The organism is Paraburkholderia guartelaensis (assembly GCF_004353905.1).
Classification (GTDB): Bacteria; Pseudomonadota; Gammaproteobacteria; order Burkholderiales; family Burkholderiaceae; genus Paraburkholderia; species Paraburkholderia guartelaensis.
Window position 1 is genome coordinate 94,143 of the sequence record NZ_SMOD01000025.1, and the last position, 19,443, is coordinate 113,585.

Genomic DNA, 19,443 nt, shown 5'->3' on the forward strand with positions numbered 1-19,443 from the left:
ACTTATATCGACATCGATTATATCGATTTTACCGATGGAGAGCGCTGCGCTAACGTGTCGGGGTTGACTGAACCGACGCCCACTGGAGCCAGCATGACCACCCCCGCCGAGCCGTATCTCCTGACCCCCGGACCGCTCACCACCGCGGCTTCGACGAAGGCCGCGATGCAGCGCGACTGGGGCTCGTGGGACGCCGACTTCCGCGCCATGACCGCGCAGTTGCGCGCCGCGCTGCTCCAGATCGCCGGCGACGAGCGCGGTGAATATGACTGTGTGCCGTTGCAGGGCAGCGGCAGCTATTGCGTCGAGGCGATGCTCGGCAGTTTCGTGCCGCGAGACGGCCACGCGCTCGTGCTCGCCAACGGCGCGTATGGCAAGCGCATCGCGACGACGTTGCGCTACCTGGGCCGCCAGCACACCGTCCACGATACCGGCGACTACCTGCCGCCGCGCGCCGAAGACGTCGAGCAACTGCTGATCGCGAACCCGGACATCACGCATGTCGTCGTCGTGCACTGCGAGACCAGCTCGGGCATTTTGAACCCGATCGAGGCGATCGCGGCCGTGACGGCCCGCCAGGGTCGGCGGCTTCTGGTCGACTCGATGAGCGCGTTCGGCGCGGTGCCGCTCGACGTGCGCACGCTGCCGTGCGACGCGTTCGTCTCGTCGGCCAACAAGTGCATCGAGGGTGTGCCGGGCTTCGGCTTCGTGATCGCGAAAAAAGAAGTCCTGAACGATGCAAAGGGCGTGAGCCACTCGCTCGCGCTGGACATCCACGACCAGTGGGATGTCATGAACCGCACCGGCCAGTGGCGCTTCACGCCGCCCACGCACGCGGTGGCCGCGTTCATCGAGGCGCTGCGTCTGCATGCGCTCGAAGGCGGTCAGCCGGGTCGCCTTGCACGCTATGCGCGCAACCGCGACGTGCTCGTCGAGGGCATGCGCGGTCTCGGTTTCGAGCCGCTGCTGACCGAAGCCTGGCGCTCGCCCATCATCGTCACGTTCTTTTCGCCGGCCGATCCCGCATTCGACTTCACGCGCTTTTATGAGCTGATGAAGGCGCAGGGTTTCATCATCTATCCGGGCAAGCTGACCAGCGTGGAGAGCTTTCGCATCGGCTGCATCGGCGCGCTCGACGAAAACGTCATGCGCAGCGTCGTGGCCGCGTGTGGCGAAGCGCTGCGCACGCTCGGCGTGGCAAGCGCCGCGCCCGCGCCGGTCGATCTCGGCGCACGCGAAGCGCTCGCCGCTTGATGCGTGCATACCGTTAAGACTCCACATCATCGATTTTTTAGCAGGATGCATGCAATGAAACACGTCAAGGCAGTGATCTTCGACTGGGCCGGCACCGTGGTCGACTACGGTTCGCGCGCGCCGATGGGCGCCTTCGTCGAGACCTTCGAGCAATTCGGCGTGCCGATCACGATCGACGAGGCGCGCGGGCCGATGGGCATGGCCAAGCGTCCGCACATCGCGGCGCTGATGGCGTTGCCGCGCGTCGCGGCGGCATGGGAAGCGCGCTACGGCCACGCGCCGGGCGAAGCCGATATCGACGCCGTATATGACGTCTTCGTGCCGAAGAACGTCGCCGTTGCCGCGCAGTACAGCGACGTCATTCCGGGCGTCGCGGCCGTGACTGCCGCGCTGGGCGCCGACGGCGTACGCATCGGCTCGACCACGGGCTACACGCGCGAGATCATCGACCAGATCGTGCCGGGCGCGAAGGCGCAGGGTTTCGATCCGGACAGCATTGTCTGCACGGGCGACACGCCTGAGGGCCGGCCGTCGCCGTACATGATCTACCGCACGCTGCCGCAGCTCGGCGTGTGGCTCGCGCGCGACGCGATCAAGGTGGACGACACCGAAGTCGGCATCGAGGAGGGCATCAACGGCGGGACGTGGGCGGTGGGTGTTGCGGTGAGCGGCAACGCGTTCGGCATGACGGAGGACGAAGTCCGCGCGCTCGCGCCCGACGAATTCGCTCGCCGACGCGCCGCGGCCGTGGAACGCCTGCGCGCGGCGGGCGCGCACTATGTGATCGACAGCGTCGCCGATCTGCTGCCCGTGGTGAACGAGATCGAAGCGCGGCTTGCCCGCGGAGAGCGGCCCTGAGCCCACCTGAAGGGCACTGAGCGCCACGTTGCGAAGAACGCGCAGGCGGCCTTGGCCGCCTGCGTTACCATGGGCACCCCTGCATCTGGCCGCTGCCCATGAAGACGTTTCTGCTTTTCGTTGTGACCGCATTCGCCGAGATCATCGGCTGCTATCTGCCTTACCGCTGGCTGCGCGAAGGCGCGAGCGCATGGCTGCTCGTGCCCGCGGCGGCCTCGCTCGCGCTCTTCGCGTGGCTGCTCACGCTCCATCCTACGGCCGCCGGGCGCACCTATGCGGCCTACGGCGGCGTCTATGTCTGCGTGGCGATTCTCTGGCTCTGGGCCGTCGAGGCAATCCGGCCGAGCCCGTGGGACTGGGCCGGCATCGGCTTCACGCTGGCCGGCATGGCGCTCATCATGTTCCAGCCGCGTTGAGCGGACCCGAACTCAGCCGAGCGTATTGACCTGCGGAAACTTGTCGCGGAAGGCCTGCGGCATCGGCACGACCTTTTTCGCTTCGTAATCGAAGAACACGAAGCCCGATTTCGCCATGGCGATGAGCGCGCCATCGGCGGGCCGCGTGATGCGGAAGATGATGTCGCCGCCGTACTTGTTGAAGTCCATGATGCCCACCTCGAAGCAGAGCGCGTCGCGCGCGTAGGCTTCGGCGCGATAGGTCGTGGCGAGGTCGGTGACGATGATGCTCGTGTGCGCGTCCTTCATGTCCTCGATGCCGGCGTCGAACAGAAAACGCGCGCGCGCCTCGGAAATCATCGAGATCATCGAATCGTTGGCGAGGTGATTGGCCGAATTGATGTCGGTGACGCGCACCGTGAGGTGCGTCGAGTAGTAGAACTGGTCTTCGGGAAAGTGGAGCTCGATGCGGGCCATGATGCGATGCAAAAAATTGGGGACGGGCGGTGCCACCGGGCTTGCGCGGCGTAGGCGCCGGGCCCGATTGTAACGGGAGGCGCGCCGCCTCCGCCGTCAGCCCGGCGCTAGAATGCGTGAGCCTTTTGCGCCGAGGCGCAGGGGCACCCGCATTGTTCCAGGCACCCGCCACATTCCATCGATTCCCGCCATGACCGACACGCCAGGCTTCGCATCCCGATCCGCCGCCGAAGCCATTCCCGCGCCGCACGACCAGCCCACCCTGAACGGCCGCACGGTCGCACTGCATCCGCTGTGTGCGCAAGACGCACCGCGCCTTGTCGCCGCGGCGGCGGACGGCGAACTCTGGAACCTGAAGGTGACGGTGGTGCCCGGGCCTGCGACTGTCGACGCCTGGATTGCCAGGGCGCTCGATGGCGTGCGCGCCGGCACCGTGATCCCGTTCACGATCCGCCTGCGCGAGAGCGATCGGGTGGTGGGGAGCACGCGCTTCTGGAAGGTCGACCGGGACAACCGCAAGCTGGAGATCGGCTCCACGTGGCTTGCGGCTTCGGCGCAGCGCACCATCGTGAACACGGAGGCGAAGTTTCTGATGCTGAGCTACGCCTTCGAAACGCTCGACTGCGTGCGCGTGCAATTCACGACCGACGTGCTCAACGCGAAGTCGCGCGCCGCGATCCTGCGCCTCGGCGCAAAGGAAGAGGGTGTGGTGCGGCGCGAGCGCATCATGCCGGACGGCCGCAAGCGCGACTCCGTGCGCTTTAGCATCATCGAGGACGAATGGCCCGAGGTGAAGGCGGGCCTGTTGCGCCGGTTACAGGCCGCCGGGTGAGCGCTGCCGCGTCACGGCGGCGCGAGAATCCTGGCACAGCCGCTCGGGCGGCGCTTCAGGCGGCGGATCGCCTTCCGGCACGGGCGGCGGCTCGGCGTCCGGCACCGGAGGCGGTGGCGGACGATGCGGATTATCGGGCTCCTCGGTCGGCAGATGAGCCTCGGCGCCGCGCCGGACACGGGCGGCGGGAAGGAAATTCGAACGCATAGACCTCTCCGGGATGCGCGAAGCGTGCGCCCGGTGCCACCTCGGGCCACCACAGGCACCGTGTTCGCGAGAATCCATTTGCCCGGGTGGGCGCAATCGCCGTGCCGCGCAACGCGCACGGGCCTGTCCGGGCCGGTATGAGGGTTGCTACGCTTTGTGCGGGGACCTCGCGGTCAGCTCGCTTCGGCTTTGCTGGGTCCTTGCACCAGGGCTCGCAACGTACTGAGGGAGGACCGATCGCCATGCACACCCCACCGACGAAGGCTTTCGTGGCCGGTGCGCTCGCTTTCGCGCTCGTCCTGGAAGGGGCAGCGGCGCTCGCGCAGGACAACACCGGCGCGGATCGGCCGACCACGGCGCCGGCCACAGAGTCGAGCGGGGCGAAGGCCAACGGCGTGTACCCGGCGCCGACTCAGGGCGTCGAACAAGGCGTGCCCGCCAACAAAGGCGCACAGGCCACGCAAACGACGCATTCCTCCAAGCACAAAACGCATCACGCGAAAAAGCCGGTAAAAGGCGCGGCGAAAGAAACGACAACCGGCGCAGCGGGCGCGTCGGCCGCGGCGGGCGGCAGCGATGCGAGGGAGTAAGACGATGCACGAAAATCGCGCTTTTCATTTTCCGCGCAGTCTGCGCGAAAGCCGTTCGGCTCAACGCGAAAGCGGCGTCGAAACTTTCCTCCTCGCCGCGCATGGTTGGGTGCCGAACAACGCCAGGCTTCCCGTCATCGTCTATCGGCGCGCGCTGGCGCCGGGCGCCCATGACCTTGCACGGGCCTTCAACGAACGCTTCGAGGCGAACGGCTGGCCGGTGCAATGGCTCGACAGCGTATTCGACTATCACCATTTCCATTCCACGGCGCACGAGGTGCTGGGCGTGTTCGCCGGCACGGCCGAGCTGATACTCGGCGGTCCGGGCGGGCGCGTGCTGCGTGTGCATGCCGGCGACGCGCTGCTGCTGCCGGCCGGCACGGGTCATTGCCTGCTATCGCTGGCCGGCGGCTTTCGCGTGGCGGGCGGCTATCCGCGCGGACAGCAGTGGGACATCCGCCGCGAGGCGCTGACCGCGGCGGAGCTGCGGGCCATGCAGGCGCTTCCGTATCCCGCGAGCGATCCCGTTTACGGCGAACGTGGCCCGCTGATCGAGCACTGGCTCGCGCAGGCGTGAGTGCGCCGGGCACAGCGCTTGCATTTGCGCGGTATTCACCGTGTTTTCGCACAAGGGAGGGGGATACCATGACGACACAATCGAATCGCCCGCTGAATTCGCGTAACCTGGCTTGCCGCCGTGCATCCGCATTTGCCGTCGCGCTCGGGTGCGCGTTCGGCTGTGCGCTGGGCGTGCCGTCCGCCTCGCTCGCGCAGGGCGCTCCGCAATCGATCGCCGTGCAGCGCATGGCGACGGTGCAGTCGGGAACCGGCTTTCGCGCCTCGAAGCTCGTGGGCTCCGATGTCTACGACAATAGCGGCAGCAAGATCGGCGCGATCGACGACATCGTGCTCGAGTCGCCTAACGAAGGCGCGTTCGCAATTCTCTCCGTCGGCGGCTTCCTCGGTTTGGGCAAGCATCTCGTGGCTGTGCCGTTCAACGACCTGCGCATCGACAGCAAACAGATCGTGTTGCAGGCCGACAAGGCGCAACTGAAGGCCATGCCCGAGTTCAACTACGCGCACGAATGACGCGCTCGTACGGAAGTGTGATTGCCGGAGGTCAAGACGGTCAGTGCCTGAGTCTAAAGTCTTATTGCGCGCCCCTCGTCCACACACCATAGTGGATGGATGCCTCGTGTGAGGCGTCTGAAGCGGGGAGCGATTCAATGGCGAAGAAAGAGGAAGTCAAGGCCCCGAGCGCAGCCGAGCCGGTGGAAAAACTCAGCGAAAAGGCCTATCAAAAGGAACTCGAGCGCTTGCACGGCGAACTCGTTCGCTTGCAGGACTGGGTGGTTCAGAAGCGCCTCAGGGTATGCATCCTGTTCGAAGGCCGCGACGGCGCGGGCAAGGGCGGCACGATCAAGGCGCTCACCGAACGCGTGAGCCCGCGCGTGTTTCGCGTATTCGCACTGCCAGCGCCCACGGAGCGCGAGAAGTCGCAAATGTACTTCCAGCGCTACTTGCCGCTGCTGCCCGCCGCGGGCGAGATCGTGGTGTTCGACCGCAGCTGGTACAACCGTGCGGGCGTCGAGCGTGTGATGGGCTTTTGCACGCCGGAACAGGCGTCGGAATTCCTGCGCGGCGTGCCGCTCATCGAGCGCGCCATCATCGACTCGGGCACGATCCTCATCAAGTTCTGGCTCGAAGTGAGCCAGAAAGAGCAGACCCGGCGCCTCGAAGGGCGCATCAACGACCCGCGCAAGATCTGGAAGCTTTCGCCCATGGACCTGCTGTCGTATAGCCGCTGGTACGACTATTCACGCGCGCGCGACGAGATGTTCGACATGACGGACACGCCGGAATCCCCATGGTTCGTTGTCCGATCCGATGACAAGAAACGCGCGCGTCTGAACGTCATCAGCCATATTCTGAACACCATTCCATACAAAGCGCTACCGCGCGAGAAAGTCACGCTGCCCGAGCGCCAGAAGGCACAAGGCTACCGCGACCCGAACTATTCCTACCGCTACGTGCAGGAGAAGTACTGAGCGGCATCGCATTCGATCCGGCGCGGCTTGCCGTCGCGCCGGATCAAACCACACTATGATCACGATTGAACGCTCACGAGGGGTAGACCATGGCCGATCTGCTGTTGGGTAATATCGACGAACACGTCACGGACGCCGAAATCAACGAGTTTCTGGAGCGCTACGGTTTTCCGCCGTACGACGCGATTCAGCGCATCGAGGGGGCGGGCCGCCCCGGCGCGCTGCTCACCTTCCACGCCGCGAGCGAGGAGGGACTGCGCCGGTTGCAGGGCCGCATCAACAACCTGTTCTGGCGCGATCACACCATCAGTGCCCAGGTCATGCCGCCGGCACGCGAAGAGTAGGCGACACGGGAACACACAACTGGGCGCGCACCGCGGCTTCGCGAGCCTGGGTGCGCGCCCTGCATTTTCAGGCGCCGTTTCGAGGCGTCCGCTCCTGGTCCGAACAGACCGGCCTCAATAGAAGATCAAGCCCGGCCGCTCCGTGCTCACACGCGTGCCAGCGTTGCCCTGGGTGATCGCCACGATATCGGCCAGCGCGCCGATCACCGCATCCTTGCCGGTGTTGCGCGCAAATTCCGCGGCCGCCATGACCTTCGGCCCCATCGACCCCGCTGCGAAACCCAGCTTCTCCAGTTCGTCGGGATGCGCGCTCGCAATCGCCTTTTGCGACGGCTTGCTCCAGTCGACGTACGTGGCGTTCACGTCGGTGGCGATGATGAGCACGTCGGCCTCCAGCTCCTGCGCGAGCAGGGCGGAGCACAGATCCTTGTCGATCACCGCCTCCACGCCGCCCAGCTTGTGGCCTTCGCCGTAGAGCGTCGGAATGCCGCCGCCGCCCGCGCAAATCACGATCGTGCCGCGCTCGAGCAGCCATTTCACGGGGCGGATCTCGAAGATGTGCTTCGGCCGCGGGCTCGCCACGACACGGCGGAACTTGTCGCCGTCAGGGGCGATGGCCCAGCCGCGCTCGGCGGCGAGCTTCTCCGCCTGCTCCTTCGTGTAGACCGGGCCGATCGGCTTGCTCGGATGCTGGAACGCCGGATCGTTCGCGTCCACTTCGACCTGGGTGAGGATGGTCGCGAACGGCACCTCGTACGGCAGGAGATTGCCGAGTTCCTGCTCGATCATGTAGCCGATCATGCCCTCGGTCTGCGCGCCGAGCACGTCGAGCGGGTAGCCGGGCACCTCCTTGTAGGCCTCGCCCTGCAGCGCGAGCAGGCCGACCTGCGGCCCGTTGCCGTGGGCGATCACCAGTTCGTTGCCCTGCGCGATCTGCGAGATCTGGGTGGCCGCAAGGCGCACGTTTTCGCGCTGGTTCTCCGCCGTCATCGGCTCGCCGCGACGCAGCAGCGCGTTGCCGCCAAGCGCAATCACGATTCGCATGTCTGACTCCCAAGGTTATGCGTGTCGGTGAAGCGGGGCGCATGCGCTGCGTTACCGGGTCTGCAACCCGGTCGCGCAGCGCACGCGCCTCGTCAAGCGGTGCGGCTCAAATGTCGGCGAGCGTCGAAACGAGAATCGCCTTGATCGTGTGCATGCGGTTTTCCGCCTGTTCGAAGGCCAGATTCAGCGGCGACTCGAACACTTCCTCGGTGACCTCGACGCCGCCCTTGAGCTCTGGATACTTGTCGGCGATCTGCTTGCCGATCACCGTCTCGCTGTTGTGGAACGCGGGCAGGCAGTGCATGAAGCGCGTATGCGGCGTTCCGCTCGCCTTCATGAGCGCCATGTTCACCTGATAGGGCAGCAGCGCCTTGATGCGCTCGCCCCACGCTTCCATGGGCTCGCCCATCGAGACCCACACGTCGGTGTGCACGAAATCCACGTCCTTGACGGCGGCCTTGGGGTCCTCGGTCAGCAGGATGCGCGCGCCGCTTTCCTCCGCGAACTTCTTGCAGTCCGCTACGAGGTCGTCATGCGGCCAGAGCGACTTCGGCGCCGCGATGCGCACGTCCATGCCGAGCTTCGCGCCAATGAGCAGCAGCGAGTTGCCCATGTTGTTGCGGGCGTCGCCGAGATACGCGTAGCTGATCTGCGTGAGCGGCTTGTCCGAATGCTCGCGCATGGTGAGGACGTCGGCGAGCATTTGCGTGGGGTGGTATTCGTCGGTGAGGCCGTTGAACACCGGCACGCCCGCGAACTTCGCGAGTTCCTCGACGATATCCTGCTTGAAGCCGCGATACTCGATCGCATCGTACATGCGGCCCAGCACGCGCGCCGTGTCCTTCATGCTTTCCTTGTGGCCGATCTGCGAGGAGGTCGGATCGATATAGGTGACGTTCGCACCCTGGTCGTAGGCCGCGACTTCGAACGCGCAGCGCGTGCGCGTGGAGGTCTTCTCGAAGATCAGCGCAATGTTGACGCCCTTGAGGTGTTGCTGCTCGGTCCCCGTGTATTTGGCGCGCTTGAGGTCGCGCGAGAGGTCGAGCAGATAACGCAGCTCGCGGGTGCTGTGGTGAATCAGACTAAGCAGGCTGCGGTTGCGCAGGTTGAAAGCCATGTCGTTTCTCCGTTGCGGATGCAGTGGGAATGCGGATAGGGGGCGGCGCTCAGATATCGACGGCGTCGCGCACGATCGGGCAAGTCATGCAGTGGCCGCCGCCGCGCCCGCGGCCCAGTTCGCTTGCCGTGATCGTGATGACCTCCACGCCGGCCTTGCGCAGCAGCGTATTCGTATAGGTGTTGCGGTCGTAGCCAATCACGACGCCGGGCTCGACGCACACCACGTTGTTGCCGTCGTCCCATTGCTCGCGCTCGGCCGCGAACGCGTTGCCGCCGGTCTCGACGATGCGCAGGCTCTTCAAGCCCATCGCTTCGGCCACGACGTCCACGAAGGGCTTTTCCTCGCGGCGCAGGTCGAGCTTCGACGGGCTCTTGTCGTCGGGGCGAATCGAGAACGGCACGATTTCGTTGACCACCTCGGGGAAAATCGTCACGAGGTCGCGGTCGCAGAAGCTGAACACCGTATCGAGGTGCATGGCCGCGCGCGACTTGGGCAGCCCCGCCACGACGATGCGCTCGGCGCCGCCCTTGGCGAAGATGTTCTGCGCGAGCCGGCCGATCGCCTGGCGGCTCGTGCGCTCGCCCATGCCGATCAGCACGACGCGGTTGCCGATCGGCATCACGTCGCCGCCTTCGAGCGTGGCTGCGCCATGGTCCTCGTCGGGGTCGCCGTACCACACCTGGAAGTCCTTGCCCGCGAACTCGGGGTGATACCGGTAGATGGCCGTGGTGAGCAGCGTTTCCTGCCGGCGTGCCGGCCAGTACATCGGGTTGAGCGATACGCCGCCGTAGATCCAGCAGGTCGTGTCGCGCGTGAAGGTGCTGTTGGGCAGCGGCGCGAGCACGAAGCTCGAATAGCCCAGATAGCGGCGAAATTCCTTGAGGATCTTGCTTTGTTCGGTGTCCGGAATATCTTCGGCAACCACGCCGCCAATGAGGAATTCCGCGGTCTTGCGCGGCTCGAGCCCTTCGAGCCAGCTGCGCACCTCGCCGGCGAGCGAAACGCCCACGGTCTCGGGGCGAACCTTGCGATCGAGGATGTACTTGAGCCCTTCGGGGTGTTGCACCGTTTCCGTGAGCAGATTGTGCATCTCGAGGACGTCCACGCCGCGTTCCCGCATCTTCGTCACGAAGTCGAAGTGGTCGCGCTTCGCCTGGCTGACCCAGATCACGTCGTCGTAAAGCAGCTCGTCGCAGTTGCTGGGCGTGAGGCGTTGATGTGCGAGACCCGGCGCGCACACCATGACCTTGCGCAGCTTGCCTGCCTCGGAATTGACGCCGAAGGCGACAGTGTCCGTACTCATCATGAGACTCCTCGAATCAGAGGGTGAGAAAGCCCTTGTACAGGCCGAAAGCCGCCAGCAATGCGCCAATCAGCACAGCGGCGAAAACGAACTTCTCGATGTTGGTGAACACGGGCTGGCCGACCTCGCGTTTTGCGCGCGCGAACAGCACGATGCCCGGCGCGTAGAGCAACGCTGAGAGCAGCACGTATTTGAGGCCGCCGGCGTAAATGAGCCAGACCGCATAGATCACCGCGATGCCCGCGATGACGAGGTCCTTGTTGCGCTCGCCACTATCGGCCTCATACGTTTCTCCGCGCACCGCGAGCAGGAATGCATAGGCTGCCGACCAGAAGTAGGGCAGCAGGATCATTGAGGTCGCGAGATAGATGAGCGAGAGATACGTGCCCTTCGAGAACAGCGTGATGACGAGGAAGATCTGCACCATGCCGTTCGTGAGCCACAACGCGTTGGCCGGCACGTGCTTCGCGTTTTCCTTGCGCAGGAAGTTAGGCATCGTGTGGTCGCGCGCGGCCGAAAAGATGATTTCGGCGCACAGCAGCACCCATGAGAGCAGCGCGCCCGCGAGCGACACGACGAGCCCCACGCTGATGAGAATCGCGCCCCAGTGGCCAACCACGTTTTCGAGTACGCCCGCCATCGAGGGGTTCTGCAGGGCCGCGAGCTTGGGCTGCGTGAGCACGCCGAGCGACAGCACGTTCACGAGCACGAGCAGCAGCAGCACGCCGACGAAACCGATGACCGTGGCCTTGCCGACATCGGTGCGCTTCTCCGCGCGCGCGGAGAAGATGCTCGCGCCTTCAATGCCGATGAAGACCCAGACGGTCACGAGCATCATGCCGCGGACCTGATTCGTCACGCTGCCGAGCTTGGGATTCATTTGTCCCCAGAAGTCGGCCGTGAAGACGCTGGAGCGGAACGCGAACGCGCAGATCACGATGAAGAGACAGAGCGGCACCAGCTTTGCGACCGTGGTGATCTGGTTGACGATCGCGGCCTCCTTGATGCCCCGCAGCACGAGAAAGTGCAACGCCCAGAGCAGCACCGAGGCGCAGATGATGGAGATCGGCGTGTTGCCCTCGCCGAACACCGGGAAGAAGTAGCCGAGCGTACTGAACAGGAGAACGAAGTAGCCGACGTTGCCGAGCCACGCGCTGATCCAGTAGCCCCATGCGGAGCCGAAGCCCATGTAGTCGCCGAAGCCGGCTTTTGCGAAGGCGTAGACGCCGCCATCGAGTTCGGGCTTGCGCACGGCCAGCGACTGGAACACGAACGCGAGCATGAGCATGCCGACCGCGGTAATCGCCCAGCCGATCAGCACTGCACCGGCGTCGGCACTGGCCGCCATGTTTTGCGGCAGGGAAAAGATACCGCCGCCCACCATCGAGCCCACGACGAGGGCGGTGAGTGCGCCGAGGCGAAGCCTGTTGGCGGCGGCCGGTGTGGCGGTGCTGTCGGGCTTGGCGGCGGGGTGAGGCGTAGACGTCGATTCGGACATGCGCGATCTCCTGTACGAGCCGGCTGGGTTGCAGATCTCGCGCTGCGCGCGAGCCCATCAACATGCTTGTGCCTGAGTCTGCAGCGCGGATCGCATGCCGCGAGAGCGGAACCCGTGCCGCTACGCGCCCAATCTGATATGGGGCGCGCAATCTGACAATAAGACCTTGGTCCGATAGAGAGAGGCGAATCGGCGGGAATTAGCCAAATTAAAGGCGTCAGTGGATTGCAGTTTTATGACGGGCCTTATGCTAATTGCGTACCGAATAGGCCGTATGCCGGACTTTCCCGGTACAACAGGCTTTGCGCGGCGCAACGTAAATTAGCGGTTCGATCTATTTGTGCAGGCAACTCGCATGTGAATTTCGATTAATCTTAGATTAAATCGGGAAGCAAAATATTGATCGCGCGTAAGTGTTCAATTACCTCTTTTATTCGAATTATTGGAAATAATTGCAAATTGACGTGCCATTACGCGCGACGTTATCGGACATCATTACGCGCGAACGCGATTGGGAACCTTCCACTGGTTTCCCTGAATTGTTCGACGTGCACCGGCTCCGGCACCATTAGGTCAAACGAACCCGCACGAGCCCACGCAACGAGATGAACGAAACCGTTCCCGCATCCGCTCCGGCCTGGACGCCAACGCCGCAACAGGTCGAATCAGCCCGCATTACCCGGTTCATGAAGTGGCTAGGCGAGACGCGCGGTCTCGCGTTCGACGATTACGACGCGCTATGGCGTTGGTCTGTAGACGACGTCGACGCTTTCTGGTGCGCGCTGTGGGACTGGGCGCACATTCCCTCGCGTGAGCCGCGCGGCGTGGCGCTTGCCGATGCGACGATGCCCGGCGCGCGCTGGTTTCCCGGTGTCGAACTGAACTACATCGAGCGGGCCTTTCAGCTCGCGAGCGATGCGCGGCCCGCGATCGTTTCGCAAAGCGAGAGCGGCCCAATGGCGGGGCGCACGCGCGAATTGAGCTGGGCGGAGCTGCGCCGCCAGGTCGCGGCCTGCGCAGCGACGCTGCGGCGCATGGGCGTGACGCGCGGCGACCGCGTGGCGGCGTTCATGCCGAACACGCCCGAAACCGTCGTGGCATTTCTCGCCACGGCGAGCGTGGGCGCGATCTGGTCGGTGTGCTCGCCCGACATGGGGCCGCTCGCGGTGCTCGACCGCTTCCGGCAAATCGAGCCGAAGGTGCTGTTCGCCGTGGACGGCTATCGCTACGGCGGCAAGCCGCACGACCGGCGCGAGCTGATTCACCATCTGCTGCGCGAGTTGCCGAGCGTGGCGCACCTCGTGTTCGTCCCGCAACTCGACACGGACGCCGACGTGAAGGCGTACCCGCAGGCCACGGCATGGCGTGACGCGATCGCTGGAAACGTCCCGCTCGAAATCGAACACGTGCCGTTCGATCATCCGTTGTGGATCGTCTATTCGTCGGGCACGACGGGCATGCCCAAGGCCATCGTGCATTCGCACGGCGGCATCGTGGTGGAGCACGTGAAGCTCACCGCGCTGCATCTCGACCTGAGCCCGGGCGACCGGTTCCACTGGTACGCGAGCACGAACTGGATCATGTGGAACTGCCAGGTGGGCGGCCTGCTCGCGGGCGCGACGCTCTGCCTCTACGACGGCAACCCCACGTACCCCGACGCGCAGGCGCTGTGGCGCTTCGTGGGCGAGACGGGCGTGACGTTCTTCGGCGCGGGCGCGGCGTATTTCCAGGGGTGCCTGAAGGCCGGCGTCGAGCCGCGTGCGGCGGCGGATCTCTCGCGCCTGCGCGCGGTCGGCTCGACCGGCTCGCCGCTGCCGCCCGAGGCGTATGCGTGGATACTCGAGCAGGTGGGGCCCGTCTGGATCGACGCGATTTCGGGCGGCACCGACTTCGCGGGCTGCTTCCTCGCCGGTGTGCCGACCTTGCCGGTCTATCTCGGCGAAATGCAGTGCCGGTGCCTTGGCGCACGCGTCGAGGCATTCGATGAAGCCGGGCACGCGCGCATCGACGAGGTCGGCGAACTCGTATGTACCGCGCCCATGCCTTCGATGCCGCTTTACTTCTGGCGCGACGAAGCGAACCGGCGCTACCGCGAAAGTTACTTCGACATGTTTCCTGGCATCTGGCGCCACGGCGACTGGCTGCGCATCACGCCCCGCGGCGGCGCAGTCATCTACGGCCGCTCGGACGCCACCATCAACCGCCACGGCATCCGCATGGGCACGAGCGAGCTGTATCGCGCGGTGGAGTCGGTGCCCGAGGTGCTCGACAGCCTCGTGGTCGATCTGGAGTACCTGGGGCGCAGTTCGTCGATGCCGCTCTTCGTGGTGTTGCGCCCGGGTGTCGATCTGAGCGACGCGCTCGCGCAGCGCATTCGCGCGCGCGTGCGCGAGGCGCTCTCGGCGCGCCACGTGCCCGATGAGATCCATCAGGTTCAAGCCGTTCCGCGCACGCTGTCGGGCAAGAAGATGGAGGTGCCGATCAAGCGGCTCCTGCTCGGGCAGCCGCTCGAGAAAGTGGCCAATCCGGACACCATGGCCAACCCGGAAAGCCTCGCGTGGTTCGATGCATTTGCGCGGACGAGGGGAGGAGCAGCGTGATTTTGGCCGCGCCGATTTAGAATGGCGCGCGGGCCGACGCCTACGTCTGCCCGTTTCCGCGGCCTTCCATCGTCAATGCATGCCATCGCCTAGCGCCACCGTTCCCATCTCGCTCGTCAACGGCTTTCTCGCCGGCGCGGGCGCCGAGCCCGCCGTGATCCGCCGCTATCTCAACGAGGCGGGCATCGCGCTGGAACTGCTCGCCAAGCCGGGCGGCCGTGTGACGGAAGAGCAGTTCTCCACGCTCTACCAGACGCTCGCCATCGAACTCGACGACGAGATGCCCGGTATCTTCAGCCGGCCGCTGCGCAGCGGCACGCTCAAGTTTCTCTGCCTGAGCCTGCTCGATGCGCGCAACCTCGAAACGGCGCTGCATCGCTTCGACCAGTTCTTCCACATCGTGCTCGACGATTTCCGGCTCGAATCGCGCCGCCAGGGGCTGGTGGCCCAGGTGGCATTACGCGCCAACACGGCGTACGGCGCGATCGGGCCGCTCGGGCAGGAACTGACGCTCAAGCTCGCTCACGGCGTGTCGTCCTGGCTGATCGGCCAGCGCATTCCGCTGCTGCAGGTCGATTTCGCCTGCGCGCAGCCGCCGCACGCGCTCGATCACCGCTATTTCTTCTCGGGTCCCGTGCGCTTTGGCTGCGAAGCCACGCTGATGCGCTTCAGCGCGGCCTATCTCGACATGCCGATCCGGCAGAGCAAGCGCAACCTGCGCGCGTTTCTCGCGCGCTCGCCCGGCGACTGGATCTTCGAGACCTTCAGCGAGCAACTCGTGAGCCACAGCGTGCGCCAGTACCTCGCCGCGCAACTGCCCGATCTGCCGACCATTGAAGAGGCGGCCGACAACTTGCACTGCTCGGTGCGCACGCTCTGTCGGCGCCTCGCCGGCGAGGAGACCACCTTCCAGGCGCTCAAGGACGAACTGCGCCGCGACGTGGCGATCCAGCGCCTCACCGACACCCAGGACACGATTGCGGCCATTGGCGGCGATCTGGGTTTCGACGACCCCAGCGCCTTTCACCGCGCCTTTCGCCACTGGACGGGCAGCACGCCCGGCACCTACCGGCGCCGAGGCTGAGCGGCTGGACGCCTGAGCGTCGCCCGGCGCAAAGTCGGGTCGCCCACCCATGATGGGTGGGCACAGCAGCCGATAACGTGGCCAGAATTGTCACCATGTGGTCCGGTTTGGACAGTGGTTTGGTGACCGATTGACGCTACGATCCGTCCTGTACTGCCGCAAGGTGGCCACCCAGGTACCCCTGGTAATCCTGGCCCGGCGGCGAATCCATTTTGACCCCTGAGTGACTGGAAGGACCGATCATGAGCTACAACGCCCCCGTCAAGGACATGCTGTTCGTGCTGAAAGAGCTGGCCGGCATCGACGCCGTCGCAACCCTGCCGGGTTTCGAAGACGCTGGTTTCGACACTGCGCAAGCCGTGCTCGACGAGTGCGCGAAGCTCTCCGGCGAAGTCATCGCGCCGCTGAACGTGGAAGGCGACCGCGCGCCCAGCAGCTGGCGCGACGGCGAGGTCACGGCGACGCCTGGCTTCGCGGGGGCGTTCCGCCAGTATGTCGAGGGCGGCTGGCAGGGGCTGCAGCATCCGTCCGAATTCGGCGGCCAGGCGCTGCCCAAGCTTATCGCCACGCCTTGCATCGAAATGCTCAACGCGGCGAACCTCTCGTTCGCGCTGTGCCCGCTGCTGACCGACGGCGCGATCGAGGCGCTGCTCACCGCGGGCAGCGACGAGTTGAAGGCGCGCTACGTGCCGAAGCTCATCTCGGGCGACTGGACCGGCACGATGAACCTCACCGAACCGCAGGCCGGCTCCGACCTCGCCCTGGTGCGCTCGCGCGCCGAGCCGCAGGGCGACGGCACGTACAAGGTCTTCGGCACGAAGATCTTCATCACGTGGGGCGAGCACGACATGGCGGAGAACATCGTTCACCTCGTGCTGGCGCGCACGCCCAGCGCGCCCGAAGGCGTGAAAGGCATCTCGCTCTTCGTCGTGCCGAAGTTCCTCGTCAACGATGACGGCTCGCTCGGCGCGCGCAACGACGTGCATTGCGTATCGATCGAACACAAGCTCGGCATCAAGGCGAGCCCGACGGCCGTGCTCCAGTACGGCGATCACGGCGGCGCGATCGGCTACCTCGTGGGCGAGGAGAATCGCGGCCTCGAATACATGTTCATCATGATGAACGCGGCGCGCTTCGGCGTGGGCATGCAGGGCGTGGGCGTGGCGGACAGCGCGTACCAGAAGGCCGTGGCGTACGCGAAGGAGCGTGTGCAGAGCCGCCCCGTGGACGGCTCGCTCAAGCAGTCGGCGACCATCATCCATCATCCGGACGTGCGCCGCATGCTGGGTTCGATGCGCGCGATGACCGAGGGCGCACGAGCGCTCGCGTATGTCGCAGCCGCCTATAGCGACCATGCTCACTACCACGCCGACCCTGAAGTGCGCGCGCGCAATCTCGCGATCTACGAATTCCTCGTGCCGATCGTGAAGGGCTGGAGCACCGAAATGGTCAACGAGGTGACGAGCCTTGGCGTCCAGGTGCATGGCGGCATGGGCTTCATCGAGGAAACGGGTGCGGCCCAGTACTACCGCGATGGGCGCATTCTCGCCATCTACGAAGGCACCACGGCGATCCAGGCGAACGACCTGGTGGGCCGCAAGACGATGCGCGACGGCGGCGCGGTTGCGAAGGCGCTGCTTGGCGAGATCGCTCGGACTGCTGAGGAACTGGGCCAGGCCGGCGGCGCGGCCGCGGCATCGATGCGCGAGCAGCTGGAGAAGGGCGCGCGCTCACTGGCGAATGTCGTCGATTACGTGGTTGCGAACGTCAAGCGCGACCCGAACGCGGTGTTCGCGGGCAGCGTGCCGTATCTCAAGCTCGCGGGCATCGTGCTGTGCGGCTGGCAAATGGCGCGCGCGCTGCTCGTCGCGCAACGCGAACTCGCGAACGACGCCGAGTTTTACGGCGCGAAGATCGCGATCGCGCAGTTCTACGCCGAGCACATTCTCGCGCAGGCAGGCGGCCTCGAGACGTCGATCCTGGCCGCAAAGGGCGACGCGGGCGTGCTCGCGCTGAACGAAGTGCAGTTTTGATCGGGCGGCTTAGGGCGCTCAGTTAGCAAGGAAGGAAGAGGATATGTCGTCGAGTGATCTGATTGCACAGTACGGCCCACGCGAGTCGATGGAATACGACGTGGTGATCGTCGGCGGTGGGCCCGCCGGGCTGTCTGCCGCGATCCGCCTGAAGCAGCTTGCCGCGGAAAAAGGCGCTGAAATCGGCGTCTGCGTGCTGGAAAAAGGCTCGGAAATCGGGGCGCATATCCTCTCGGGCGCGGTCATGGATCCGCGAGCCCTGAACGAGCTGATTCCGGACTGGAAAGAGCAAGGCGCACCGCTGAACGTGCCGGTTACCGAAGACAAGTTCCTGTTCCTCACGGAAACCGGCGCGAAGGGCGTGCCGAACTGGGCACTGCCCGACAACTTCAAGAACCACGGCAACTACGTCATCAGCCTCGCGAACGTCACACGCTGGCTGGGCCAGCAGGCCGAGGCGCTGGGCGTCGAAATCTTCCCCGGATTTCCGGCTGCCGAAGTGCTCTACAACGACGACGGCTCGGTCAAGGGCGTCGCCACCGGCAACATGGGTGTCGGCAAGGACGGCGAGCCCACCGAGAACTTCCAGCTCGGCATGGAGCTGCACGCGAAGTACACGCTGTTCTGCGAAGGCTGCCGCGGCCATCTGGGCCGTCAACTGAACGAGAAGTTCAAGCTCGGCAAGGATTCGGATCCGCAGGTCTACGGCATCGGCATCAAGGAACTGTGGGAAATCGATCCGTCGAAGCACCAGCCTGGTCTCGTGATCCACACCGCCGGCTGGCCTCTCGAATCCGATACGTACGGCGGCTCGTTCCTGTACCACATCGACAACAACCAGGTGATGGTGGGCTTTGTCGTGGGTCTCGCGTACCAGAATCCGTATCTCTCGCCGTTCGAGGAATTCCAGCGCTACAAGACGCACCCGGAAATCCGCAAGTACCTCGAAGGCGGCAAGCGCGTGTCGTATGGCGCGCGCGCGATCACCGCAGGCGGCCTGATGTCGCTGCCGAAACTCGTGTTCCCGGGCGGTGCGCTCGTGGGCGACGATGCGGGCTTCCTGAACGCCTCGCGCATCAAGGGCAGCCACGCGGCGATCAAGACCGGCATGCTGGCCGCCGATGCGGCGTTCGAAGCCGTGCAGGCGGGCCGCCAGAGCGATGAACTCGCGGCCTATCCGGAAGCGTTCAAGCAGTCGTGGCTCCACACCGAGCTGTACAAGGCGCGCAACTTCAAGCAGTGGATGAGCAAGGGCCTCTACCTGGGCACACTGATGGTGGGCATCGAGCAGAAGCTGCTGGGCGGCAACGTGCCGTGGACGCTGCATCACCAGCATCGCGACCACGAAATGCTGAAACCCGCATCGCAGTGCAAGCCGATCGAGTATCCGAAGCCCGATGGCAAGCTCACGTTCGACCGGCTCTCCTCGGTGTTCATCTCGAACACGAATCACGAAGAGAACCAGCCGGCGCACCTCACGCTCAAGGACATGACGGTGCCGGTCGACATTAACCTCGCGACGTACGCTGGCCCCGAAGCGCGCTTTTGCCCCGCGGGCGTGTATGAGTTCGTGAAGGACGAGCAGGACGCCCATCGTCTGCAGATCAACGCGCAGAACTGCGTGCACTGCAAGACCTGCGATATCAAGGACCCGACGCAGAACATCGTCTGGGTTACGCCCGAAGGCGGCGGCGGCCCGAACTATCCGAACATGTAAGCATCGGGCGGCGTGCCGTCGATGCGGCTTGTGGCAGGC

The 19,443-nt window shown here is 65.2% G+C and carries 19 protein-coding genes; 13 read left to right on the forward strand and 6 right to left on the reverse strand.

What is annotated here, in order from left to right; genetic code table 11:
- Nucleotides 1–93: 93 nt before the first annotated feature.
- The 3 genes from E1N52_RS28195 to E1N52_RS28205 all read left to right on the forward strand — a co-directional run bounded on the left by E1N52_RS28195 (nt 94) and on the right by E1N52_RS28205 (nt 2,528).
- Nucleotides 94–1,254, forward strand: a complete 1,161-nt coding sequence (locus E1N52_RS28195; RefSeq protein WP_133186073.1) for a 2-aminoethylphosphonate--pyruvate transaminase — start codon at nt 94–96, stop codon at nt 1,252–1,254.
- Nucleotides 1,255–1,308: 54 nt separating this feature from the next.
- Nucleotides 1,309–2,112, forward strand: a complete 804-nt coding sequence (gene phnX / locus E1N52_RS28200) for a phosphonoacetaldehyde hydrolase (protein WP_133186075.1) — start codon at nt 1,309–1,311, stop codon at nt 2,110–2,112.
- Nucleotides 2,113–2,210: 98 nt separating this feature from the next.
- Entirely contained in the window at nt 2,211–2,528 is a 318-nt protein-coding gene (locus tag E1N52_RS28205) for a YnfA family protein (protein WP_133186077.1), read from the forward strand.
- 12 nt (nt 2,529–2,540) lie between these two features.
- Here the strand turns inward: E1N52_RS28205 and E1N52_RS28210 are convergent, their stop codons facing one another.
- A complete protein-coding gene (locus E1N52_RS28210) occupies nt 2,541–2,984 on the reverse strand; it encodes a thioesterase family protein (RefSeq protein ID WP_133186079.1) in 444 nt (147 codons plus the stop codon).
- A 190-nt stretch (nt 2,985–3,174) separates the two neighbouring features.
- Between E1N52_RS28210 and E1N52_RS28215 the strand changes: the two genes are divergently transcribed.
- Nucleotides 3,175–3,816, forward strand: coding sequence for a GNAT family N-acetyltransferase (locus E1N52_RS28215; RefSeq protein WP_133186081.1), 642 nt, complete (start codon nt 3,175–3,177; stop codon nt 3,814–3,816).
- On the opposite strand, the gene E1N52_RS28220 is transcribed toward E1N52_RS28215, so the two are convergent.
- Nucleotides 3,799–4,023 carry a hypothetical protein gene (locus E1N52_RS28220; protein ID WP_133186083.1) on the reverse strand — a complete coding sequence of 75 codons (225 nt, stop codon included), beginning with the start codon at nt 4,021–4,023 and terminating at the stop codon, nt 3,799–3,801. The two genes, E1N52_RS28215 and E1N52_RS28220, sit on opposite strands and share 18 nt — an antisense overlap.
- A gap of 242 nt (nt 4,024–4,265) precedes the next feature.
- On the opposite strand from E1N52_RS28220, the gene E1N52_RS28225 reads away from it, so the two are divergent.
- The 5 genes from E1N52_RS28225 to E1N52_RS28245 all read left to right on the forward strand — a co-directional run bounded on the left by E1N52_RS28225 (nt 4,266) and on the right by E1N52_RS28245 (nt 7,005).
- Nucleotides 4,266–4,613, forward strand: coding sequence for a hypothetical protein (locus tag E1N52_RS28225; RefSeq protein ID WP_133186085.1), 348 nt, complete (start codon nt 4,266–4,268; stop codon nt 4,611–4,613).
- Nucleotides 4,614–4,617: 4 nt separating this feature from the next.
- Entirely contained in the window at nt 4,618–5,190 is a 573-nt protein-coding gene (locus E1N52_RS28230) for a cupin (protein WP_133186087.1), read from the forward strand.
- A 68-nt stretch (nt 5,191–5,258) separates the two neighbouring features.
- Complete coding sequence (locus E1N52_RS28235; RefSeq protein WP_133186089.1) at nt 5,259–5,702, forward strand: PRC-barrel domain-containing protein; 444 nt, start codon at nt 5,259–5,261, stop codon at nt 5,700–5,702.
- Nucleotides 5,703–5,839: 137 nt separating this feature from the next.
- Complete coding sequence (ppk2, locus tag E1N52_RS28240) at nt 5,840–6,661, forward strand: polyphosphate kinase 2 (protein WP_133186091.1); 822 nt, start codon at nt 5,840–5,842, stop codon at nt 6,659–6,661.
- A gap of 89 nt (nt 6,662–6,750) precedes the next feature.
- Nucleotides 6,751–7,005: an RNA-binding protein gene (locus tag E1N52_RS28245; protein ID WP_133186093.1), complete on the forward strand. Its 255-nt coding sequence runs from the start codon at nt 6,751–6,753 to the stop codon at nt 7,003–7,005.
- Nucleotides 7,006–7,119: 114 nt separating this feature from the next.
- Here the strand turns inward: E1N52_RS28245 and arcC are convergent, their stop codons facing one another.
- The 4 genes from arcC to arcD form a co-directional block, all read right to left on the reverse strand.
- Nucleotides 7,120–8,049: a carbamate kinase gene (gene arcC / locus E1N52_RS28250; RefSeq protein WP_133186095.1), complete on the reverse strand. Its 930-nt coding sequence runs from the start codon at nt 8,047–8,049 to the stop codon at nt 7,120–7,122.
- A 106-nt stretch (nt 8,050–8,155) separates the two neighbouring features.
- Complete coding sequence (locus tag E1N52_RS28255; RefSeq protein ID WP_133186097.1) at nt 8,156–9,166, reverse strand: ornithine carbamoyltransferase; 1,011 nt, start codon at nt 9,164–9,166, stop codon at nt 8,156–8,158.
- Between the two features lie 49 nt (nt 9,167–9,215).
- Complete coding sequence (gene arcA, locus E1N52_RS28260) at nt 9,216–10,475, reverse strand: arginine deiminase (RefSeq protein ID WP_425468147.1); 1,260 nt, start codon at nt 10,473–10,475, stop codon at nt 9,216–9,218.
- 13 nt (nt 10,476–10,488) lie between these two features.
- Nucleotides 10,489–11,856 (reverse strand): arginine-ornithine antiporter, encoded by a 1,368-nt coding sequence (arcD, locus tag E1N52_RS28265; protein ID WP_246089245.1) that lies wholly within the window; start codon nt 11,854–11,856, stop codon nt 10,489–10,491.
- A gap of 719 nt (nt 11,857–12,575) precedes the next feature.
- Between arcD and E1N52_RS28270 the strand changes: the two genes are divergently transcribed.
- The 4 genes from E1N52_RS28270 (at nt 12,576) to E1N52_RS28285 (ending at nt 19,404) form a co-directional block, all read left to right on the forward strand.
- A complete protein-coding gene (locus E1N52_RS28270) occupies nt 12,576–14,570 on the forward strand; it encodes an acetoacetate--CoA ligase (RefSeq protein ID WP_133186103.1) in 1,995 nt (664 codons plus the stop codon).
- Between the two features lie 79 nt (nt 14,571–14,649).
- A complete protein-coding gene (locus tag E1N52_RS28275) occupies nt 14,650–15,654 on the forward strand; it encodes an AraC family transcriptional regulator (RefSeq protein ID WP_133186105.1) in 1,005 nt (334 codons plus the stop codon).
- A 242-nt stretch (nt 15,655–15,896) separates the two neighbouring features.
- The gene (locus E1N52_RS28280) at nt 15,897–17,687 is read left to right on the forward strand and encodes an acyl-CoA dehydrogenase (RefSeq protein WP_133186107.1); all 1,791 of its coding nucleotides are present in this window, start codon (nt 15,897–15,899) and stop codon (nt 17,685–17,687) included.
- Between the two features lie 43 nt (nt 17,688–17,730).
- Complete coding sequence (locus E1N52_RS28285; RefSeq protein ID WP_133186109.1) at nt 17,731–19,404, forward strand: electron transfer flavoprotein-ubiquinone oxidoreductase; 1,674 nt, start codon at nt 17,731–17,733, stop codon at nt 19,402–19,404.
- The last annotated feature ends 39 nt before the right edge of the window (nt 19,405–19,443 follow it).